The sequence below is a fragment of the Marinomonas spartinae genome (genome assembly GCF_016461715.1).
Lineage (GTDB): Bacteria > Pseudomonadota > Gammaproteobacteria > Pseudomonadales > Marinomonadaceae > Marinomonas > Marinomonas spartinae_A.
The window spans coordinates 252520-270408 of the sequence record NZ_JAEMUI010000004.1; the positions used below are offsets into that span (position 1 = coordinate 252520).

At 46.5% G+C, this 17889-nt stretch carries 13 protein-coding genes; 8 read left to right on the forward strand and 5 right to left on the reverse strand.

Annotated features, from left to right (window positions below):
- Positions 1-106: 106 nt before the first annotated feature.
- Positions 107-460, reverse strand: a complete 354-nt coding sequence (locus JHD45_RS06495; protein WP_233407625.1) for a hypothetical protein — start codon at positions 458-460, stop codon at positions 107-109.
- Positions 461-766: 306 nt separating this feature from the next.
- Between JHD45_RS06495 and JHD45_RS06500 the strand changes: the two genes are divergently transcribed.
- The 3 genes from JHD45_RS06500 to JHD45_RS06510 are packed head-to-tail and all read left to right on the forward strand — an operon-like array spanning position 767 to position 3916.
- Entirely contained in the window at positions 767-1726 is a 960-nt protein-coding gene (locus tag JHD45_RS06500) for a dihydrodipicolinate synthase family protein (protein WP_199475693.1), read from the forward strand.
- Positions 1717-2655 (forward strand): proline racemase family protein, encoded by a 939-nt coding sequence (locus JHD45_RS06505; RefSeq protein ID WP_199475694.1) that lies wholly within the window; start codon positions 1717-1719, stop codon positions 2653-2655. The genes JHD45_RS06500 and JHD45_RS06505 overlap by 10 nt, the downstream gene beginning before the upstream one ends.
- Positions 2656-2668: 13 nt before the next feature.
- Entirely contained in the window at positions 2669-3916 is a 1248-nt protein-coding gene (locus JHD45_RS06510) for an NAD(P)/FAD-dependent oxidoreductase (protein ID WP_199475695.1), read from the forward strand.
- A gap of 114 nt (positions 3917-4030) precedes the next feature.
- On the opposite strand, the gene JHD45_RS06515 is transcribed toward JHD45_RS06510, so the two are convergent.
- From JHD45_RS06515 to JHD45_RS06525, 3 genes are all read right to left on the reverse strand, one after another.
- Positions 4031-4699, reverse strand: a complete 669-nt coding sequence (locus JHD45_RS06515; protein WP_199475696.1) for a GntR family transcriptional regulator — start codon at positions 4697-4699, stop codon at positions 4031-4033.
- Between the two features lie 124 nt (positions 4700-4823).
- Complete coding sequence (locus JHD45_RS06520; RefSeq protein ID WP_199475697.1) at positions 4824-6932, reverse strand: TonB-dependent receptor family protein; 2109 nt, start codon at positions 6930-6932, stop codon at positions 4824-4826.
- A gap of 122 nt (positions 6933-7054) precedes the next feature.
- Positions 7055-9106: a TonB-dependent receptor gene (locus JHD45_RS06525; RefSeq protein WP_199475698.1), complete on the reverse strand. Its 2052-nt coding sequence runs from the start codon at positions 9104-9106 to the stop codon at positions 7055-7057.
- Between the two features lie 286 nt (positions 9107-9392).
- On the opposite strand from JHD45_RS06525, the gene JHD45_RS06530 reads away from it, so the two are divergent.
- The 5 genes from JHD45_RS06530 to JHD45_RS06550 are packed head-to-tail and all read left to right on the forward strand — an operon-like array spanning position 9393 to position 16813.
- A complete protein-coding gene (locus tag JHD45_RS06530; RefSeq protein ID WP_199475699.1) occupies positions 9393-10601 on the forward strand; it encodes an ATP-grasp domain-containing protein in 1209 nt (402 codons plus the stop codon).
- Positions 10598-12430 carry an IucA/IucC family protein gene (locus JHD45_RS06535; protein WP_199475700.1) on the forward strand — a complete coding sequence of 611 codons (1833 nt, stop codon included), beginning with the start codon at positions 10598-10600 and terminating at the stop codon, positions 12428-12430. Before JHD45_RS06530 ends, JHD45_RS06535 begins: the two co-directional genes overlap by 4 nt.
- Positions 12412-13698 carry an MFS transporter gene (locus JHD45_RS06540; RefSeq protein ID WP_199475701.1) on the forward strand — a complete coding sequence of 429 codons (1287 nt, stop codon included), beginning with the start codon at positions 12412-12414 and terminating at the stop codon, positions 13696-13698. The genes JHD45_RS06535 and JHD45_RS06540 overlap by 19 nt, the downstream gene beginning before the upstream one ends.
- Positions 13695-15578 (forward strand): IucA/IucC family protein, encoded by a 1884-nt coding sequence (locus JHD45_RS06545; RefSeq protein ID WP_199475702.1) that lies wholly within the window; start codon positions 13695-13697, stop codon positions 15576-15578. Before JHD45_RS06540 ends, JHD45_RS06545 begins: the two co-directional genes overlap by 4 nt.
- A complete protein-coding gene (locus JHD45_RS06550; protein ID WP_199475703.1) occupies positions 15575-16813 on the forward strand; it encodes a type III PLP-dependent enzyme in 1239 nt (412 codons plus the stop codon). Before JHD45_RS06545 ends, JHD45_RS06550 begins: the two co-directional genes overlap by 4 nt.
- An 85-nt stretch (positions 16814-16898) precedes the next feature.
- Here the strand turns inward: JHD45_RS06550 and JHD45_RS06555 are convergent, their stop codons facing one another.
- Positions 16899-17807 (reverse strand): Fe(3+) dicitrate ABC transporter substrate-binding protein, encoded by a 909-nt coding sequence (locus JHD45_RS06555; protein WP_199475704.1) that lies wholly within the window; start codon positions 17805-17807, stop codon positions 16899-16901.
- Positions 17808-17889: the final 82 nt, after the last annotated feature.

Below are 17889 nucleotides of genomic sequence, written 5' to 3' on the forward strand. Positions count from 1 at the left end.
TATTTCTGATCTTACTAAAACGTTAAGGAAGGGCTTTATCATGCTGATATTACCAAAGCGAACGAAGAGAAACACCTCTTATGAGAAAGCGATTATAAATTAGAAATCAGCTTACCAAGACAATATGCTGCTCTTCGTCGTAGCTAAAATTAAGACGAATCTCGATTTGGCTTGCTTCGATATGCAGCTTAGCCACAAGGCTGGACGTACCACGTTCAGCCATCTCGGCCTTGGCTTTTAATTGTTTTTCCAACATCATCCAAGCAAGCGAGTCTCTTGACTCGTCCAAATGATCATTGATGTTAGAAATCAGCCGTAGGCAACGAAAATACGCCAAGGAATTGGTTTTAACATCCACCTCATCCCCATCTTCCGTTGTGATAAAGCGTAACCCACAGTAAGCAAGCTCGCTTTTTAAATGGGCTTTCCACTGCTGCATAAACTGATTTAAATAAGACAATCAACCTCTCCAGATCTAAGCAATCACTATGTTACTACAATTTTTTTATCCGTTCTGACTTTACCGCCGTTGACTATTTTTCATTCCAAGCCTATTTTGTATCCAATATCCATTTATACAACAATGAGACCTTTGCACGATGTCACGAGCGACGCCAAGACACGGCAAAAACAGACAAGAAAGCGGAGTTTATCGCTATAAATGAGCATTTTGAGTCTGTTTTTAACAAAGTATTGGCAAGCACAGTCGTCGTGCAAAAGTCTCAACAATATCTCTAATGCATTCGAAATCAGGTAGGTAACAGCGATGAATAAAGCCGTGTTTAATGGTGTGATGCCAGCCCTAATGACACCTTGTAAAGCAGACCGTACACCGGATTACGATGCCTTGGTGAAGAAGGGCAAGGAGATGATCGCGGCAGGTATGTCGGCGGTGGTCTATTGCGGCTCCATGGGCGATTGGCCTTTACTAACCGATGCTGAGCGTATGGAAGGCGTGGAGCGCTTGGTGAATGCGGGAGTGCCTGTGGTGGTGGGAACAGGCGCCATTAATACCAAATCGGCAGTGGCGCTTGCCGCCCATGCGGAAAAAGTCGGTGCGGCAGGGTTGATGGTGATTCCTCGTGTGTTGTCTCGTGGTTCGGTGATGGCCGCCCAGAGACACCATTTTAAGGCGATCCTATCAGCCGCCCCGTCCATTCCCGCGATTATCTATAACAGTCCTGTCTATGGTTTCGAAACCCGTGCGGATTTGTTTTTTGCTCTGCGAGACGAGCATAAGAATCTGGTCGGCTTTAAAGAGTTTGGTAGTAAAGAGGCCCTGCGTTACGCCGCAGAAAACATCACCTCCCAAGACGATGAAGTATTGCTAATGGTGGGCGTCGATACAGCGGTTTACCATGGTTTCGTCAAATGTGGTGCGGTCGGTGCTATTACGGGCATTGGTACGGCGTTACCAAAAGAAGTCTTATTACTCGTCAACTTATGCAAGCTTGCCGCCCAAGGCAACGCCGAAGCCCGCGTTCGCGCCCAAGAATTAGAAGAAGCCTTTTCTGTCCTAGCGAGTTTCGATGAAGGACCAGAACTGGTGTTGTTCTTTAAATATTTACTTGTGTTGAACGGCGAAGAAGAGTATCGATTACATTTCAACGCAACGGATGAACTTAATGCCGCGCAACGTCGTTACTGTGAAGAGCAATATGCACTCTTTAAGGACTGGTTTGCGGATTGGGTTAAACAAGGGGGAGTAATAGAGACATGCAAGTAATCGACAGTCATACGGAAGGTGAGCCAACCCGCGTTATCATTTCTGGCGGACCCGATTTAGGGTCTGGCTCCTTAGCCGAGCGAGCGAAAATATTGGCGACAGAACATCAAGCATTTTATCGTGGGGTAGTGTCCGAGCCTTATGGGCAAGAAGCCATGGTTGGCGTAATGCTGGTCGAGCCAGTTGATCCAGAATGCGTGGCAGGAGTGATTTATTTTGACGCGGCGGCCGTTATTGGCATGTGCGGTCATGGCACCATTGGCGTCGCCGCAACGCTGGCTCATATGGGAAAAATAGGCGTGGGGACGCACAAAATAGAAACGCCTGTGGGCGTCGTCGAGGTGACACTGTCTGATGCTAACACCATTACAGTACAAAACGTGGCTAGCCACCGTCTCTATAAAAATATTCGTCTTGAGATAGACGGAGTAGGCACCGTCTATGGCGATGTATCCTACGGGGGGAATTGGTTCTTTATTGTCGATCAAAGTCCCATTCCCGTGACACCGGATAACATTCGCGATTTGACCGACGTCGCCATCAAAATTCGTGAGGCCATTCAAGCATCATCCTTAACGGGTACCGATGGTGGCATCATTGATCATATTATTCTTTACGGTCCACCATTGACGGAGCACGGCCACAGTCGAAACTTTGTACTTTGCCCAGACAATGCCTATGACCGCTCACCTTGTGGCACTGGAAGCTCTGCACGTTTAGCTTGTCTTGCCGACGATGATCGTCTCGCCCCTAATGAAGAAATCATTCAGGAAAGCACGATTGGCAGCCACTATCGTTTAAGCTATCAACCCGCCAACAACGAAGCGATGCCTGCAGCGATTATTCCACGTATTACCGGACAAGCGTTTGTGACCAAGGAAGCGAAGCTGATCATCAATCCGACAGATCCACTACGACACGGCATCTAAAAGAGAGACAAGCATGTCTTCAACAGATCACGACATCATTGTGATTGGCGCAGGGATTATCGGCATCAGTATTGCCCTTCAGCTGCAGTCTCAAGGTCGTCAGGTCTTAGTCTTAGACAGCAAAGGCATTGCTGCCGAAACCTCTGCCGGTAACGCAGGAGCCTTTGCCTTCGCAGATGTGATGCCTCTCGCCACCCCTGGCATTATGAAAAAAGCGCCCCTGTGGTTGATGGATCCTCTCGGCCCATTGTCGCTACGTCCTGCTTATGCCTTGAAGATTCTCCCCTGGATGTTGAAATTCTGGCGAGCGAGCTGGTCAGACCGTTATCAGGCGTCGCTCTTCGCCCAAGCGAATTTAATGGCCCTCTCCAAGGCCGCTCTTGAGCGACAAATTACAGCGGTGAATGGCGAAGCCATGATTCGACGTGAAGGCCAGTTGCAACTTTATGAAGGGGAAGCGGAGTTCAACGCGAGTTTATCCGGTTGGCAGACACGTAAAGAACATGGCGTGGTCTTTGAGTTCCTAACCCGCCCCGAGGCCATCGCTGAGATTCAACCGGGCATCCATCCAAGATTTACCCACGCAGGCTTTACACCAGAATGGAAGAATGTGTGTGACCCTGCCTTATGGACTCAGCACCTCGCCGATGAGTTCCAAAAACGTGGCGGCAAAATCGCCATTGCAACGGTTCATGCGATTGCAGTACACGACAGTAGCGTGACGTTAAAAAGCGGAGCAGCCGATTATCAAGCAAGTCAGGTGGTACTCGCTGCAGGGGCGTGGTCTAAAAAATTAGCGCAATCTATTGGTGACAGTTTGCCACTAGATACAGAACGAGGGTACAACACCACTTTACCAGCGGGTGCCTTCGATTTAAAAACCCATATCACTTTTAGCAATCATGGTTTTGTGGTGACCAAAATAGGTGAGGGCGTTCGCATTGGCGGCGCCGTGGAGCTGGGTGGGTTAAATCTAAAACCCAATTATAAACGTGCGGATACCTTGCTCGACAAAGCCGCCTCTTTCTTACCGGGTTTAAAAACCGCAGGCGGCAAACAGTGGATGGGCTTTCGCCCCTCCATGCCAGACAGCTTGCCAGTAATCAGCCACTCAAGCCGATCAAAGCGGGTAATATACGCCTTTGGACACGGACATTTAGGGCTTACCCAATCGGCTGGGACAGCAGAACTCGTGACCGCTCTTATTAATAACAAGACGCCAGATATCGACCTGGTGCCATTTTCAGCAAGTCGGTTTTAGCAGGTGAAACATAACGAATAACCCCTCCCTAACCCTCCCCTTCGAAGACATAAGGGGAGGGAATTGTCGGCTCCTCCCCCTTACCAAGGGGGTTGGGAGGGGGTTAGAAAAGGGTTAACGACGGGATGCGGCAATCCATGCCAAAACTTGTTGTTTGGTGTTTGCAATATGAGAGCGTAATTTTTCAATAGCGCCTTCGACATTGCCTTGGCGAGCCAGTCTTAATAAGTCACTATGATCTTGCTGGGCATGTTGGGATTGGTTCAATTGATCGATGTGCATGCTCACATAACGGTTGGATTGTAAGCTGGCGCGTTCCAATAGCTGATTGGTCAGTTTTCTCCCTGCGGCAGCGTAGAGAGCGCCATGAAAGGCAGCGTTTAATGGCCCCCAAGCGGCGATATCGCCCGATGCGTAAGACGCTTCCATTTCTTTCAGGATACGCTCACATTCAGCAACGTTTTCCTCTTTCATTAAAGGAATGGCACGGCTGAAAAGATCCACTTCCAGCATCATTCGGACATCAAAAATTTCCGCAATTTCCTCCAGAGAATGCTGAGTCACGGTGGCACCACGGTGATTGGTAAATACCACCAGCCCTTCGGCATCAAGACGTTTTAGCGCTTCACGAACGGGCATTCGGGACACATCGTACTCTTCTGCCAACAGTTCTTGACGAATCAGTTCCCCTTCGGCCAGCTCCCCTGACAAAATACGCTGACGCAGATCCGCCACTATGACATCGGGCAAACTTTGACGCACTACCGCTCTTTTCGACGCCAATTTACAACTCCTTCACAGCCAACAGTCATTAAAATCAGCTTAATTATACGCAAAAGCGCCACTCACGTGAGATGAGCGGCGCTTTTTTATTAACGATTTATCGAACCGTCAGGAGAACCCTTCGTTAGAAGGTTAAACTAGCGGTTAAACTATATGAGCGCCCCACTGAAGGGTAGCGGCCTACTGGGCTTGTATCAATTCCACGGAAGTAATAATCACGATCAAATAGATTGTTCACAGCAGCATCAATATTCAGTTTGGTTTTACCGGATTGGTAAACCTCTTTGCTAACGTTTAAGTTCCATACCGTATAGGACGGCACTTTTCCAACCGAGCCACTGGCATCCTCATCTGTGGTATTCGCCTCATCCGAAAAAGCATCGCTATAGTAGTAACCGGACACAGTGGATTGATAACCTGCCAAGTTGTAGCTCGCATCCCAAGAGAATTGATTTTTAGAAGCATCGGGCAATTGATTCCCTTTGTGCGTCCCTTCTTGATATGTTGCATCCAAGTAGGTATAGGCTAGACCAAAGCTTAAATCAGGTACAGACAATGGGGCATAACGGCCGGAAACCTCAACGCCTTGGTGTAGGGTTTTCCCAACATTTTTAAAGGTTTGTTCACTCGCCTGCCATTGCAGCTGATTTTTATAATCAATGCGGTATAACGCCACATTAAAGGTGTTCTGACCGTGGGTGTAACGAGTTCCTAATTCGTAATTCCAGGCGGTTTCCCCTTCTTTGTTACCCGCCCCCCGAATGGATGAGATCTGTGGCGCACGTAGGGATTTTTGGGTGTTGGTATAAGCAACCCAATCATTGGTCAGGTTATAAGCCACCGTCAACCCTGGCAAAGATTCATTAATTTGATTGCTTTGTTGTTCGGATTTACCAATGTCTTTGTAAATCATGTGCACCGACTCAAAACGCAACCCTGGGGTGATTTTCAAGCGGTTATTCATTAAGCCAATTTCGTTACTGGCATAGCCCGCCACAGCATCGGTGGTCATGTGCCAGTTTCTTGGTACTGTCACCACACCAGTAGATAAGCTCCTTTGACGCAATTTATAGTCAATGTCCTCATTGACATAACGCATGCCTATGATCCAATTCTGGGTAACGTTATCTGGCGAACCAAAGGATATAGATAGCTTAGGTTCGATGCCATATACTTTGAAATCTCGAGGCGAGTTACGAACGGCAGTCGATGGCAGACTGGGATCTGACCATTTCACCCCTGGGGTTCCATTGTAGCCCCAAACAAAATTACGCGTATCATGATGACCAAAAGCCAACACTTCAAATTGCGCAGCCTTCCCCCAATCTAGGTCTTGCAAAAATTTCAGATGCCAACGAGTCGCTTCGCCTGCAAAGGTATCATAAGGACGCTGCGATTGTGTACGATCTTGACGATAAGCATCGGGGGACAGGGCGCCTGGCATCTGTGTATCCGCTTTGTATCTTTGTACAAACGCCTTTAACTCTTGGGTATCATTGATTAACCAATCTGTTTTTATTTGGAAATTTTTAACATCCGTATCCGAGTGGTCTCTCTCACTGTCACCATTAAGACTGTTTGCCTCTATCTGTATTCCAAAGTTATCCGATAACCAGCCGCCTGAACGTAAATACAAATTATTAAGCATATGATCGCTGTGATCATAAGCTGTAATTCGATTACTAATTTGCGATTCCCAAGTGGCGGGAATCGGCTTCGTCACCAAGTTAATCACTCCCCCAACGTTATTTGGGCCATATTGAACTGCGGCGCCACCACGCACTACGTCAATGCGCTCTAGGGTCGATAAAGTCGCTGGAAAGATAGATTGGCCTGTATGTCCGTAGGGTGCCAAGGTAAGCGGTACACCGTCCATCAAAAACTGTGCCTGACCACTACGACTAGCACTTAGTCCTCGCACAGAGACATTAGGTAATACTCCTGTGCCAGTTTCATCTTGAATTTTTACACCGGGTACCTGTTGCAAGGCATTATCTATAGATGTGGCCGCGTCTTGTGTCATTTGTTTTGACGTTATCACCGTACGATTGCCAGGGTATTCTTTTACGTCTGATGCTTTTGAATCGCCAATCACACTCGCGGTTACAGGGAGTGTTTTCAATTCATGAGTGTCACTGGCCGCTTGTGCCGATAGACCAAACATCATGGAGCAAGCCAACACAGAATAACGACAGGTAACAAAAAGTATGGGGGGAGTTTGTTGAGTTTTCATTATTTTCTTTTTTCCTTACAGCAAAATTATCAGGAAAGCTCCTTACTATCAGATGATCTAGGAGCCTTTTTTATAGCGAGTCTGTGGTTTGGCTAAGCCACTATCAAAAATGGGGTGGATACTCAAAAGTCATAGCCATAGGAGACCATGTAAGAGACGGGAGCTCCGTAGCCAATAGAATTAATGCCGGATGTCCCATCCGTAGAACCTAGATAGTATTTTTCATCGAAGAGGTTATAGGCATTAAATTGCACACGGTGTTTACCCATTTGATAAGACACCATGGCGTTCACTGTGGTGTAATCACCTAATGCCACAGCCTCATTATTGCCAGCGTAGCGGTCACCAACATATTTCACACTACCCCCCAAGCGCCAAGCATCATCAAGTTGATAAGTGGTTCCTAAAGAAATCAGGTGATTCGGTACATCGTTTGGTTTTTTACCCGTATCGAGATCTTTGGCATCGAGATAGGTGTAACTGGCGGTGGCACTCAACTGTTTGGTCAACTGTCCACGCATTTCCAACTCTAAGCCATTATGGCGTTCACGGTTTTTACTGGTGATGAAACCATTAGCATCCGTTTGTGGTTGCTCCTGATCAATTTGGAAAACGGCGGCATTGAACATCAAGGCGTCATCAAGCAGGTAAGCTTTTAGTCCGATTTCTTTTAATTTAGAGGAGAAGAGAGCCGCCAGCTTGGGGTTCAAAAAGCTCCCTCCATAAGGCAACTGCCAGGATTTGGCTAACGTGGTGTACGCGGAAAGGTTATTGGTTATACGATAAACGGCCCCCACACGATAACTGGTTTTGTCATCGCTGTTGCTTGACGACACATCCGTTGCCATGACTTTCTGATCCAAAGCCATATGGTCTTGACGAACATTCCCAGTGAACGACCAATCCCCTAGCGTGATAATATCTTGCACATACACACCAAAGGTTTTGGTGGTATTCTCGCGAAAAGCCGGAAAGCCTGGACTTACCACGCTCTGGGCGACAGGGTTATCGATACTTTTGACGGGTAGACTTTGACTACGTAAATTCAAGTCAATGTCTATTTGATTATAATCTGCACCAAACAAAAATTGCTGGTTGCCCACATTCCATTTCAATTCAGATTGTAAGGTCATAGTGGTACGCGGATCGTAGCCAAAATCGTTTACCGTTTGTGCCACCGTGTTAGTACTGCTAACGGGCGCCGTGGTTTGTCGGGTACCTTGTTGTTTTAGCGTTACACGGTTATAGGCAACGCGGTTGTTCCATACCACATCAGACCCAAATCGAAGCTCATCGTCTATCGCAAGACGGACGCTATCGGATTTCTGATAGTCGTTCGAGCTACCAAAAAACGTATGGCGAGGCACATCAACAGGCTTCCCATTGCGTGAAGGAATGCCTCGATAGGGAACCAGGTTTTGATGAGTAATTTCCACATCCATATTGATGGTATGGTCGTCGGAAGGGTGGAATTGAAACGTTGGAGCGATAAAGTAGTCTTTCAAATCCACGTTATCAACGAAGCTGTTCGCACGACGTACTTCCACATTGATACGAGCATTCACGGTATCAGTAAGCTTGGTAGAACGGTCAACCGAACCAACCACTTTGTCATGGCTGCCATATCCTAGATTTAGATGGGTAAAGTCTTTCCCATTGGCGCGTTTCGTGACTAAGTTGATAATGCCACCCGCCGAACCTCGCCCATAAAGGGCACCTGCTGGGCCTTTTACCACCTCAACTCGCTCTACATTGGCTAAGCTGCGATACGACTGTAAGTTGCCATCATCGCGTAAGCCATCGCGATATATATCACGAATGGCATCAAAGCCTCGAATCACGAATTGATCTCGGCTTCCTTCTCCCAGAGTGTTGTTCACTCCAGCAATGCCATCCAGCGCATCAACCAACTTCAGCGCACCACGATCCTTCATTTCGGTGTCTGTCACAACAGATACAGATTGTGGAACATCCAACCATTCAGCATCAGATTTACTGCCAGAGGTGGGTAATTCTTGGGCATAACCCTTATAAGCTTGAACCGTTATAGGAATAACAGCCGAGGAAGCCGGCTTCTTATCCTCAACAGGAGGATCATCCTGAGCAAATGCAGTAAGAGGCACGCAGGAAATAGACAGAGCAAGTGAAGTCGCAAGGCAGGGGGTTATCTTCATTTATACTTTCCATCCATAGTCATCAAGAAATTAACGCGAATGAGAACACATATCATTAATATTTTCAAATAAGAAATATTCCCGAAAACTGATACCTCTTAGCCCCTATTCAAGAGAAGACATCAATAGAGATGCGGTGAAATGAAGACAAAAACTTTACATGAAAATGATTATCAATACTATTTACAACACAAAAAGATTCTGTAGCATGCCCCTTGGTAGGAGAGAGCCAAAGTAAACAGTTCCCTGTTTTAGATATTCATCAAAAAGAAAGGAATCAGCTCAAATGAAAGCGAACATAATTATCAGCCATGTCGTTAACGATGCTGCTACCCACGGTTTTGTGCCAGCAGCCAATACTCTTAATGGCATGACAGTACTCATTACCGATCACAAGTTTGATCACCTGCAATTGGCAGCCACAGACAACCGTTTCACCCCCGATTTAATTTTAGAGTGCGATGTGTTTAATCCTCTCGACATCATTGACACGATTGTTAATCAGGGTCTCAATCCACAACTTGTTTTTAGCAATAGTGACCACTTACAAACTTCAACAGCCATTGTTGCCGAGTTTTTTCATTTACCAGCAAAATCTTGGCAAACCTGTCTAAAGGCCAAAAACAAACATCTCACACGACAGCACCTCAGTGTTCTTGGCTTACCCAGTATCGCTAGTTGGCTGCTCACCACAGACAGTGCATTGCCTGCGGATCTTACTTTTCCCTTGGTCGCCAAGCCGAAGGAAGGCGTGGCCAGTATGGATGTGACACGCTGTAATAACGAAGAGGAGCTAAATCAATATTGCAAACAGTATTGGCAGAAACATGCTAATACCGCCATTTTGTTAGAAAGCTATATTGAAGGCCCATTAATCACTATTGAAACCTTGGGGGACGGTAAACAGCTGATTCCCATTGGAGGGTTTGATGTGTCATTAAGCCAACCACCTCATTTTATTGAAACCGCTGCTACCTGGAATGGCCCACTTAGTCAGCGTTATCAAGCTCAGTGTTTAACCCAGCTAGCCGCTTTTGGCATTGGCTTCGGGGTCTGCCACAGTGAATTTATCATTAGTAATGAGGGGCCTATTTTAGTCGAAATTAATTATCGCAGTATTGGCGATGGTCGCGAGTTCTTACTCGACCGCTTAGCGCCATACTCTTGGTTCGAAACCATTCTTAAGCTGCATCAAGGGCATCCGCTTCCTGAGCACGCCACCATTAATGGCTCTGCCCACATTCATTATGTGGTGGCCGAGCAAGATGGCATAGTGTCAGAACAGCCAGAATCGTTCCAACGCCAACAAGACGATATTCAAATACACTATCAAGTTTTAAAAAAGGCGGGAGAGAAGCTGACATTAAGCCATTCCAACAAAGACTATCTAGCACGTTTATCCCTTTACTCTCCATCCGGTCAATCTCTGTCCGCAGCCCTTGAAAAAACATTGGGTAACGTTCATGTCAGTTTAGAAAAGGAGGCTGTGGCATGAAACCCAACGCCAGCAATGCGTATTTCACCCAGCGGCTCATTGATACTTGCTTAAGAGAAAATCTATTTTCGCTGGTCTCTTCAGGGCAGCTGGTTAATCAGTTACCAAGTCAGCTGCTAAATGCCTCCCTGGAAGGTACAGAATGTCAAGCATGGCTTATCATGGGTACTGCTCAAAGTAAGGTATATTTACCGGTTGCATCTACGAACTATATGCAAGTTTGGCGCTATGTCGGTAACGCTTGGCTAGAGCAAACAGATGAAGCAATCAATATCAAGCATTCCTACCAAGATTGGATTCAATGGTTAAAACAAGGTCAAAACGAAGACTCAAAAGCCCTGTTAGAGCATTATTTACAGGAGCTGGACTGCGCCTCGTCACAAAGTGTTCTTTGTCAAAAAGCCTTTGAATCACAGCAAAACCGTCTGATGCAACCTATTGCTAGCTTGTCCTCTTGGCATGAGAAGGCCCTGTTAGCTGACCAAATCGCCTCCTATTTAGACCACCCTTATTATCCAAGTGCCCGAGCTAAGTTTGGCTTTAGCGAACAAGATCTACAAACCTATGCACCGGAGTTTGCTCCACATTTTTCATTGAATTGGCTTGCCATAGATCGCCAGATAGCAACGCTTACCAGTGACCCCCCAGCGTGCTGGCCCAGTATGACAGATGTGGGTCTAACGGGGTTAGAGGATTGTGTATTGTTTCCAGTGCATCCGATGACTTTTGCTAACTTGGGCGACCTACCGGATGGCGTGATCAAAGCCCCTAAGACCTTCCTGGACGTGACACCCACGCTATCCGTCAGAACGGTCAGCGTTGATCACATGCCAGACGTACATATCAAAATGCCACTTATGATGCGTACTCTGGGCAGTAAAAACCTTCGCTTAGTCAAACCATCTACCCTTTACGATGGCCATTGGTTTGCCACACTGCTAACACATTTAGCTAAGATCGACACGGATCTGTCTGGAACCTATACCCATTGCCAAGAAAAACATGGTGGGCACTTGGGAAACAACGCACTGTTTACCTATATTGTTCGTCAGTATCCGGCTCAGGAAGTGACAGACAAAACACTCGTTCCGGTCGCAGCACTGGCCTCACCCATGCCAGATAAACGCTTATTTTTAGAGCATTTAGTGGATCAATATTATCAATCCGATAGTCTGGCTTGGTTCACCGACTATGTTGCGTTGCTTAATCGAATTCATCTTACTCTCTGGTTACGATACGGCATTGCTTTGGAGAGTAATCAGCAAAATGCCATTTTAGCCTTCGATCGCAACGGCACCATGACCATGGTAATGAAGGATAACGATGCAGCAAGAATCTGGCCCCAGCGTTTTCAAACCTTCGCCAGCAGTGTGCCTGTTTCCTGTGATGCGTTATTAGATAAACGTATTCTCGTCGACAATGAACTCGCTTTAGGGCAGATGTACAGCACTATTACCTTACAGCTGGACATTGCCGCCATTGTTGAAGCCATGGGGCAGGCTGGTCTTGCTGAAACTGCCGATTTATATCAAATCGTACAACAATCGGTTGACCATCGGATAAAGGTGTTAGAGCAGAGCGGTTGCCCTAGCCAGTTTGCTAGACAATTGTTATTGGAAGACGAAACGCTCTATGCCAAATACCTACTTAGCTCTGGTAGCTTACTCTCTAAGCAAACCTCAGGGGCAACGGATATCAATAAATTCTATGGTAAAACGGCGCCTAACTTTCTTAAACAATACCATCGACTCTCGGAGTCATTAGAGCATCCTAAGACAGAAATCCAGTCGGTCCACAAAAAGGGAACAGAATGTCTGTCAATCGACTGATCTATAGCGTTTTATTCTGTCACTTTATTGCGGCAATGGCCGCCCTAGGCATGCCGTTGTTTCTACCTTATGTGTTACCAACACTAAGCGGCCATACACTAAACGACCATAGTGGCATCGAGTGGGCAGGGGTACTCTTTATCCTCCCCACCTTGTGTACAGCATTGGCCGCTCGTTTTTGGGGACACTTTGCCGATCGACATGGACGACGCCTGTCTCTATTAAGAGCACAGCTTGGCTTGGCATGTGGTTTTTTACTCTGTGGCATGGCAGACAGTGTTACCACCTTTATCGTTGGGCTGATGGTTCAAGGAACCTTTGGTGGGGCCATGGCCGCATCCAATGGTTATCTGGCAACACAAATTAAAGAACGGGCATTATTGGCTAAAACGCTCAACAAAACCCAATTATCCGCCCGCCTTGCCCTTGTGGTGGCACCGATCAGTTTGGGCGGTATACTTGTGTATATTCGCCCCTTAGATGCTTATCTCTATCTGACGGTGCTACCCCTCATAGCATTGGTCATAACACTTATGCTGCCTAATGACACAGCCAAGGCGATAACCAACAGCCCTCAGTCATTGTCATCCATATCTAAAATCCCAGCCAAACGCTGTGCGAAGGAACAGACAAACCTTCCTCTTCAACCAACGTCTCTATGGCCGCTGTATGTATTACAGTTCTTATTTGCTTTCTCGATGGTCGTCACATTTCCCTATTTTTCAGTCTTTGCCCATTCTCATGGTTTCACCAGTCAAATATGGATCGGCTTGCTATATGCGTTGCCACATATGGTGTATTTACTGATCGCAGGGCAAGCCCATCGGCTCAAGCAAGCGTCAAAACAGACAATTACTCTAGGCTTTGCTACCTTGTCTTTAGCTTGCTTGCTGCATTTGGTTCCAAGTGTGACGGTATTTGTCTTCGCCAGAGTGCTATTTGGCCTTGCCATGATATTTTGCTTTCAAGGCCTACATAAAGCACTCGCTGAAAGCTTCGATCCCAACGCCAGCGGAAAAGTCTTTTCTACTTTTGATGCCATGGCTAAGTGGGGTGGGGTATTGGCAGGATTAAGTGCGGCGTATGTGGCGACTCATGACACAATGACAAGTATTTTCATCCTCGCCACCAGCGCAAGCGGGGCTGCTTTAGTGTTATCGCAGGCTCGTTTACAAATGTCATCCCCACAGCCTGTCAAGGCAAAACAAACAGATTCACCACACACAACTATTTCACCTTCTTCTGAAAAAGGAGCAAGCACACGATGAGCTTATCCATAAAAGCCGTTCAGGCACTAAATCACGAACAGGTACAGCGTCAATCCATTACGGGAATCTTAAATTGTTATTTACGAGAATACGCTATTCCCCATCATCAGGTCACCTGGCAAGCCAAGGAAGCAAGATTGCCATTAACCCTTCGCCGTTTTTCCGCATACCCAGTTCTGGTTATTCACTTTCCAGAACTACGTGCCGAGATGGCCATCAAAGTGGCTTATCTTAGTGCTATCGGTAAAGCTCAATTTGTCGGCCGCCCCTGGCTGAAATGCGAGGGAAGTGGCTGGAAAGGGCTTAATGCGCAAAGCACGTTACAATGGCTGCTACATTCTTTGAGTATCGCCCTGCATATCGACTTTAATCAGGAACTGATGGCGCAACTAAAAAACAGCTTAGCCATCACTGAACGCTTTATTGGAGCAAATTTACCCAATGAAAACCAAACCTTGGTCGATATGGGGCCGCCACGCAATGCCTTTATTGATTCAGAACAGTCGTTATTGTGGGGACATGCTTTTCATCCCACACCCAAAAGTCGAACAGGGGTCCCTATGGATCAAATGCAAGCCTGTTCACCAGAAGTCGGCGCAAAGGTTGCATTGTTTTGGTTTAAAGTACGACAGGACTTGTTTGTCACACAAGGCACCATTAGCAAAGACAAGCACCCACTAATGGCCCTCAAGCCACTTCAACCATCCCAAAATACAAACAGTTACCCTCCACAGTATCAACACGGTCATAATACCGCCGATGGTTACCTTCTGTACCCATGCCATCCTTGGGAAGCGCATACTCTGCTAAAAAACCCATTAGTTAAACAAGCCATTGAGAGTGAACATATTATTGTATTGGGGCAGGGAGGTAAAACGCTCCTTCCCACCTCATCCGTCAGAACCCTTTACCATCCCAAGCTTCCTTGGTTTACCAAGTTTTCCATCAATGTGCGGCTAACCAATTGCATCCGTAAAAATGCTTGGTATGAGTTAGACAGTGCCGTGCAATTGACTCAGATACTCAAACCCATTCGAGATAAAGAACAGCTTTGCAATCCGCTGTTTAAAGTCATGGTGGAACCTTTCGCCACCACTCTCGACCTCTCCTCGCTTGCGTCGCCAGAACAAGATAACTACGTCATCCAAGCAAAAGAATCCTTTGGTATTTTATACCGCGAGAATTTCCATTCAGATGAGATCGACATTGTTGAACCCACCCTTGCTGCGGCTCTATTTGCCTACGATAAACAGGGTAACAGTCAAATCAGCAAGCGTATTAAGGAGAAAGCACAGCAAGCTAACCAGCCTTATCAAGGCATTGCTCGTCTCTGGTTTGAACGCTATACCACCTGTTTATTACCCGGCGTATTTAACTACTTTTTCAAACACGGAGTAGCGTTTGAGCCTCACTTACAGAACACATTGATCGGTTTTGATGAAGGTTTGCCTTGCTGTGTCTATGTTCGTGACCTCGAAGGGACTAAATTATTACCGAATTATTGGCCCATGGAAAAACTGTCATCATTATCTGAGCGAGCACAGCAATCTGTCTATTACTCTCGAGAGGCTGGATGGCGCCGTATTGGCTATTGCACACTCATCAATAACCTCAGCGAAGCCATTTTCCATCTCGCCGATGGTGACAATGCGCTTGAGATGCTGTTATGGGAAGAACTTCTCAATCAGCTAAAAAAATGGCAAACCATCAATGGAGAGCAACCAGAAATCAATGCCCTAATTTCGGGTGGCAGCCTCCCCAGCAAGAACAACTTCACTACACGCTTAATGAAAAAAGCGGATAGAGAATCAGACTACACCCAAATTCTTTCCCCTTGGCGTCACCAACGAGCAGAGACAAGAGGCAGTGTTGCACCATGACGAGCTATTCTATTTCTTCTAACCTGGAATCCCACATCCATCGACTCGCAACTCAGCAGCCAGATGATCCGCTGTGTGCTTATTTATATGACTTGGGCTCACTCAGCACACGCATCCAAGAAATGGTGGCGACACTGCCGCCTAATGTATCTTTGTTTTACGCTGCCAAAGCGAATCCCATGCCAGAAATACTGACGACACTCGCACCTTTTGTCGCAGGCTTCGAAGCCGCCTCAGGTGGCGAGTTAATGCATTTAGCACAACAAAATACACACAAGCCTTTGATCTTTGGCGGACCTGGCAAGCTCAATAGCGAACTGAAAACCGCCCTTGAACACAATGTCGATGCCATCCATGTGGAAAGCATTACGGAGCTAAAACGGCTTGAAGCACTCGCAAATGCTCTAGATCTGGTCGCTCCAGTCTATCTTCGGATGAACATTGATATTGGCGACATCACCTTGAGTAAATTGGCCATGGGTGGCAAACCGACACCTTTCGGCTTAGACGAGGAAGATCTAAACGATGCCCTGACGCTTATCAAACGCACAGATCGCATTCGTCTAAACGGCTTCCATTTTCATTTAATGTCGCATCAATTGGAGACAGAGCGTCACATTGCCTTGATACAAGGTTACTTTAATAAAGTGAAACAATGGCAAGCTGTCTACCAACTGGATGCGATGGGTATCAATCTAGGTGGTGGTATGGGAATCAACTACCTTGAGCCAGGAAAAGACTTTGATTGGCCTACCTTTTGCCAGCAACTGCAGCACTTAATTGTTCACGAGGGAATGGAAAGCATACCATTGCGTTTTGAGTGTGGCCGCTTTATTAGCGCTCCTTGTGGTTATTATGCAATGGAAGTTATTGATATTAAAAAGAACTTAGGCGAGTACTTCGCTATATGTCGGGGCGGTACTCATCACTTTCGAACCCCAGCCGCACAAGGGCATGATCACCCATTCATTGTTGTCCCTCACCAGAAGGCAACCGACAGCACACACGCAGAGCATGCTATCAATAACTCACTGGTGAACGAGCGGATTAGCATTGTTGGGCAGCTCTGTACGCCAAAAGACATTCTCGCTAGGCAACAGCTTGTACAAGAGTTAAAAATCGGCGATTACGTTGTTTTCACATTAGCCGGTGCTTACGCTTGGAACATTTCTCATCAAGCTTTCTTAATGCATCCTGAGCCAAGCTTTTACTTTTTTAATCATCCGTCACCATAACAAACTTGCGCCCTTATTATTCCCAAATGAAAGCGAACAAATAAGGGCACAATACCCATGCTAAGCGAATAGTGGTTAGTCGAGTTTAGTGGTTGTTTTGGAGGATCTCTTGCAAATTCTGAGCAATGCTTTCAGCGGCGAAGATGCCTCGATTCAATGACCATATTTGTGGTGAAACAGCAATAACATGATGATGCTTCACCGCTTTGAGCAAAGCGTATAATGGTTGACTGCGCCAGTCATCTAACACCGTGTGATCCCCATAAGCACCGACCAACAACCACTCAGGATTGATTTTTAGTAACAGTTCTAGGCTTGCAGGTAAGTAAGGAGAACGCGTTTCATCGTCGATGGCACTGGTAATACCTAGTTTTTTTAGTACGCCGCCAGCATAAGAGGTTGGACCATGCAGCCATACGCCTCGGGAGCTAGCAATGGCAAATTGCACCGTTCCAATTGTACCCATTTTTTTAAATGTTTCTCGATATGTCTCCATAAGCGCTTCATGCTTGCGGAGACTTTGCTGCATTTCCTGGCGCTTATTGACGACTATGCCAATTTTTTCAGCTGATTCTAAGTTTTCTTGGTAGCTTTCCCCACGGCTTTTTAGTAATAAAGTCGGAGCAATGTTACTAAGACTGTCGTAAATAGAGGCATGCCGTTCAGAATCGGCAATGATCAAGTCCGGCTTTAATGCAGCGATTTCTTCCAAACTGGGTTGAGAGCGCATACCAAGAGAAACCCAAGGTTTTAGATGGTTCCTGACTCGGGGTAGCAAATCATCCGGGTGGTTATCATCCGCAATCCCCACAGGCGAAAGCCCTACATTGACGAGGGCATCAACAAAAGAAAATTCCAATACCACGATACGCTTAGGTGTGCCTTGAATGGTAAAAGTCCCCCGTTCGTCTTGTACGCTTCGCTCAGCCCATACAGGCAAAGCAAAACCAATGCTTAACAAGGTAAAGAAAGACAGGCAACGACGAAACAACATGTTTGCTACTCTTATTTTATGGCCACTTCCGATTTTAGAACGGCTGTTTTCGGTAGCTCACATCATAATAACAAAGAGAATG

Excerpts from the sequence above, each read along its gene's own strand:
- JHD45_RS06500 (WP_199475693.1), top strand. The coding sequence starts at position 767 with ATGAATAAAGCCGTGTTTAATGGTGTGATGCCAGCCCTAATGACACCT.
- JHD45_RS06540 (WP_199475701.1), top strand. The coding sequence starts at position 12,412 with ATGTCTGTCAATCGACTGATCTATAGCGTTTTATTCTGTCACTTTATT.
- JHD45_RS06555 (WP_199475704.1), bottom strand. The coding sequence starts at position 17,807 with ATGTTGTTTCGTCGTTGCCTGTCTTTCTTTACCTTGTTAAGCATTGGT.
- JHD45_RS06545 (WP_199475702.1), top strand. The coding sequence starts at position 13,695 with ATGAGCTTATCCATAAAAGCCGTTCAGGCACTAAATCACGAACAGGTA.
- JHD45_RS06525 (WP_199475698.1), bottom strand. The coding sequence starts at position 9,106 with ATGAAGATAACCCCCTGCCTTGCGACTTCACTTGCTCTGTCTATTTCC.
- JHD45_RS06530 (WP_199475699.1), top strand. The coding sequence starts at position 9,393 with ATGAAAGCGAACATAATTATCAGCCATGTCGTTAACGATGCTGCTACC.
- JHD45_RS06520 (WP_199475697.1), bottom strand. The coding sequence starts at position 6,932 with ATGAAAACTCAACAAACTCCCCCCATACTTTTTGTTACCTGTCGTTAT.
- JHD45_RS06510 (WP_199475695.1), top strand. The coding sequence starts at position 2,669 with ATGTCTTCAACAGATCACGACATCATTGTGATTGGCGCAGGGATTATC.
- JHD45_RS06535 (WP_199475700.1), top strand. The coding sequence starts at position 10,598 with ATGAAACCCAACGCCAGCAATGCGTATTTCACCCAGCGGCTCATTGAT.
- JHD45_RS06505 (WP_199475694.1), top strand. The coding sequence starts at position 1,717 with ATGCAAGTAATCGACAGTCATACGGAAGGTGAGCCAACCCGCGTTATC.
- JHD45_RS06550 (WP_199475703.1), top strand. The coding sequence starts at position 15,575 with ATGACGAGCTATTCTATTTCTTCTAACCTGGAATCCCACATCCATCGA.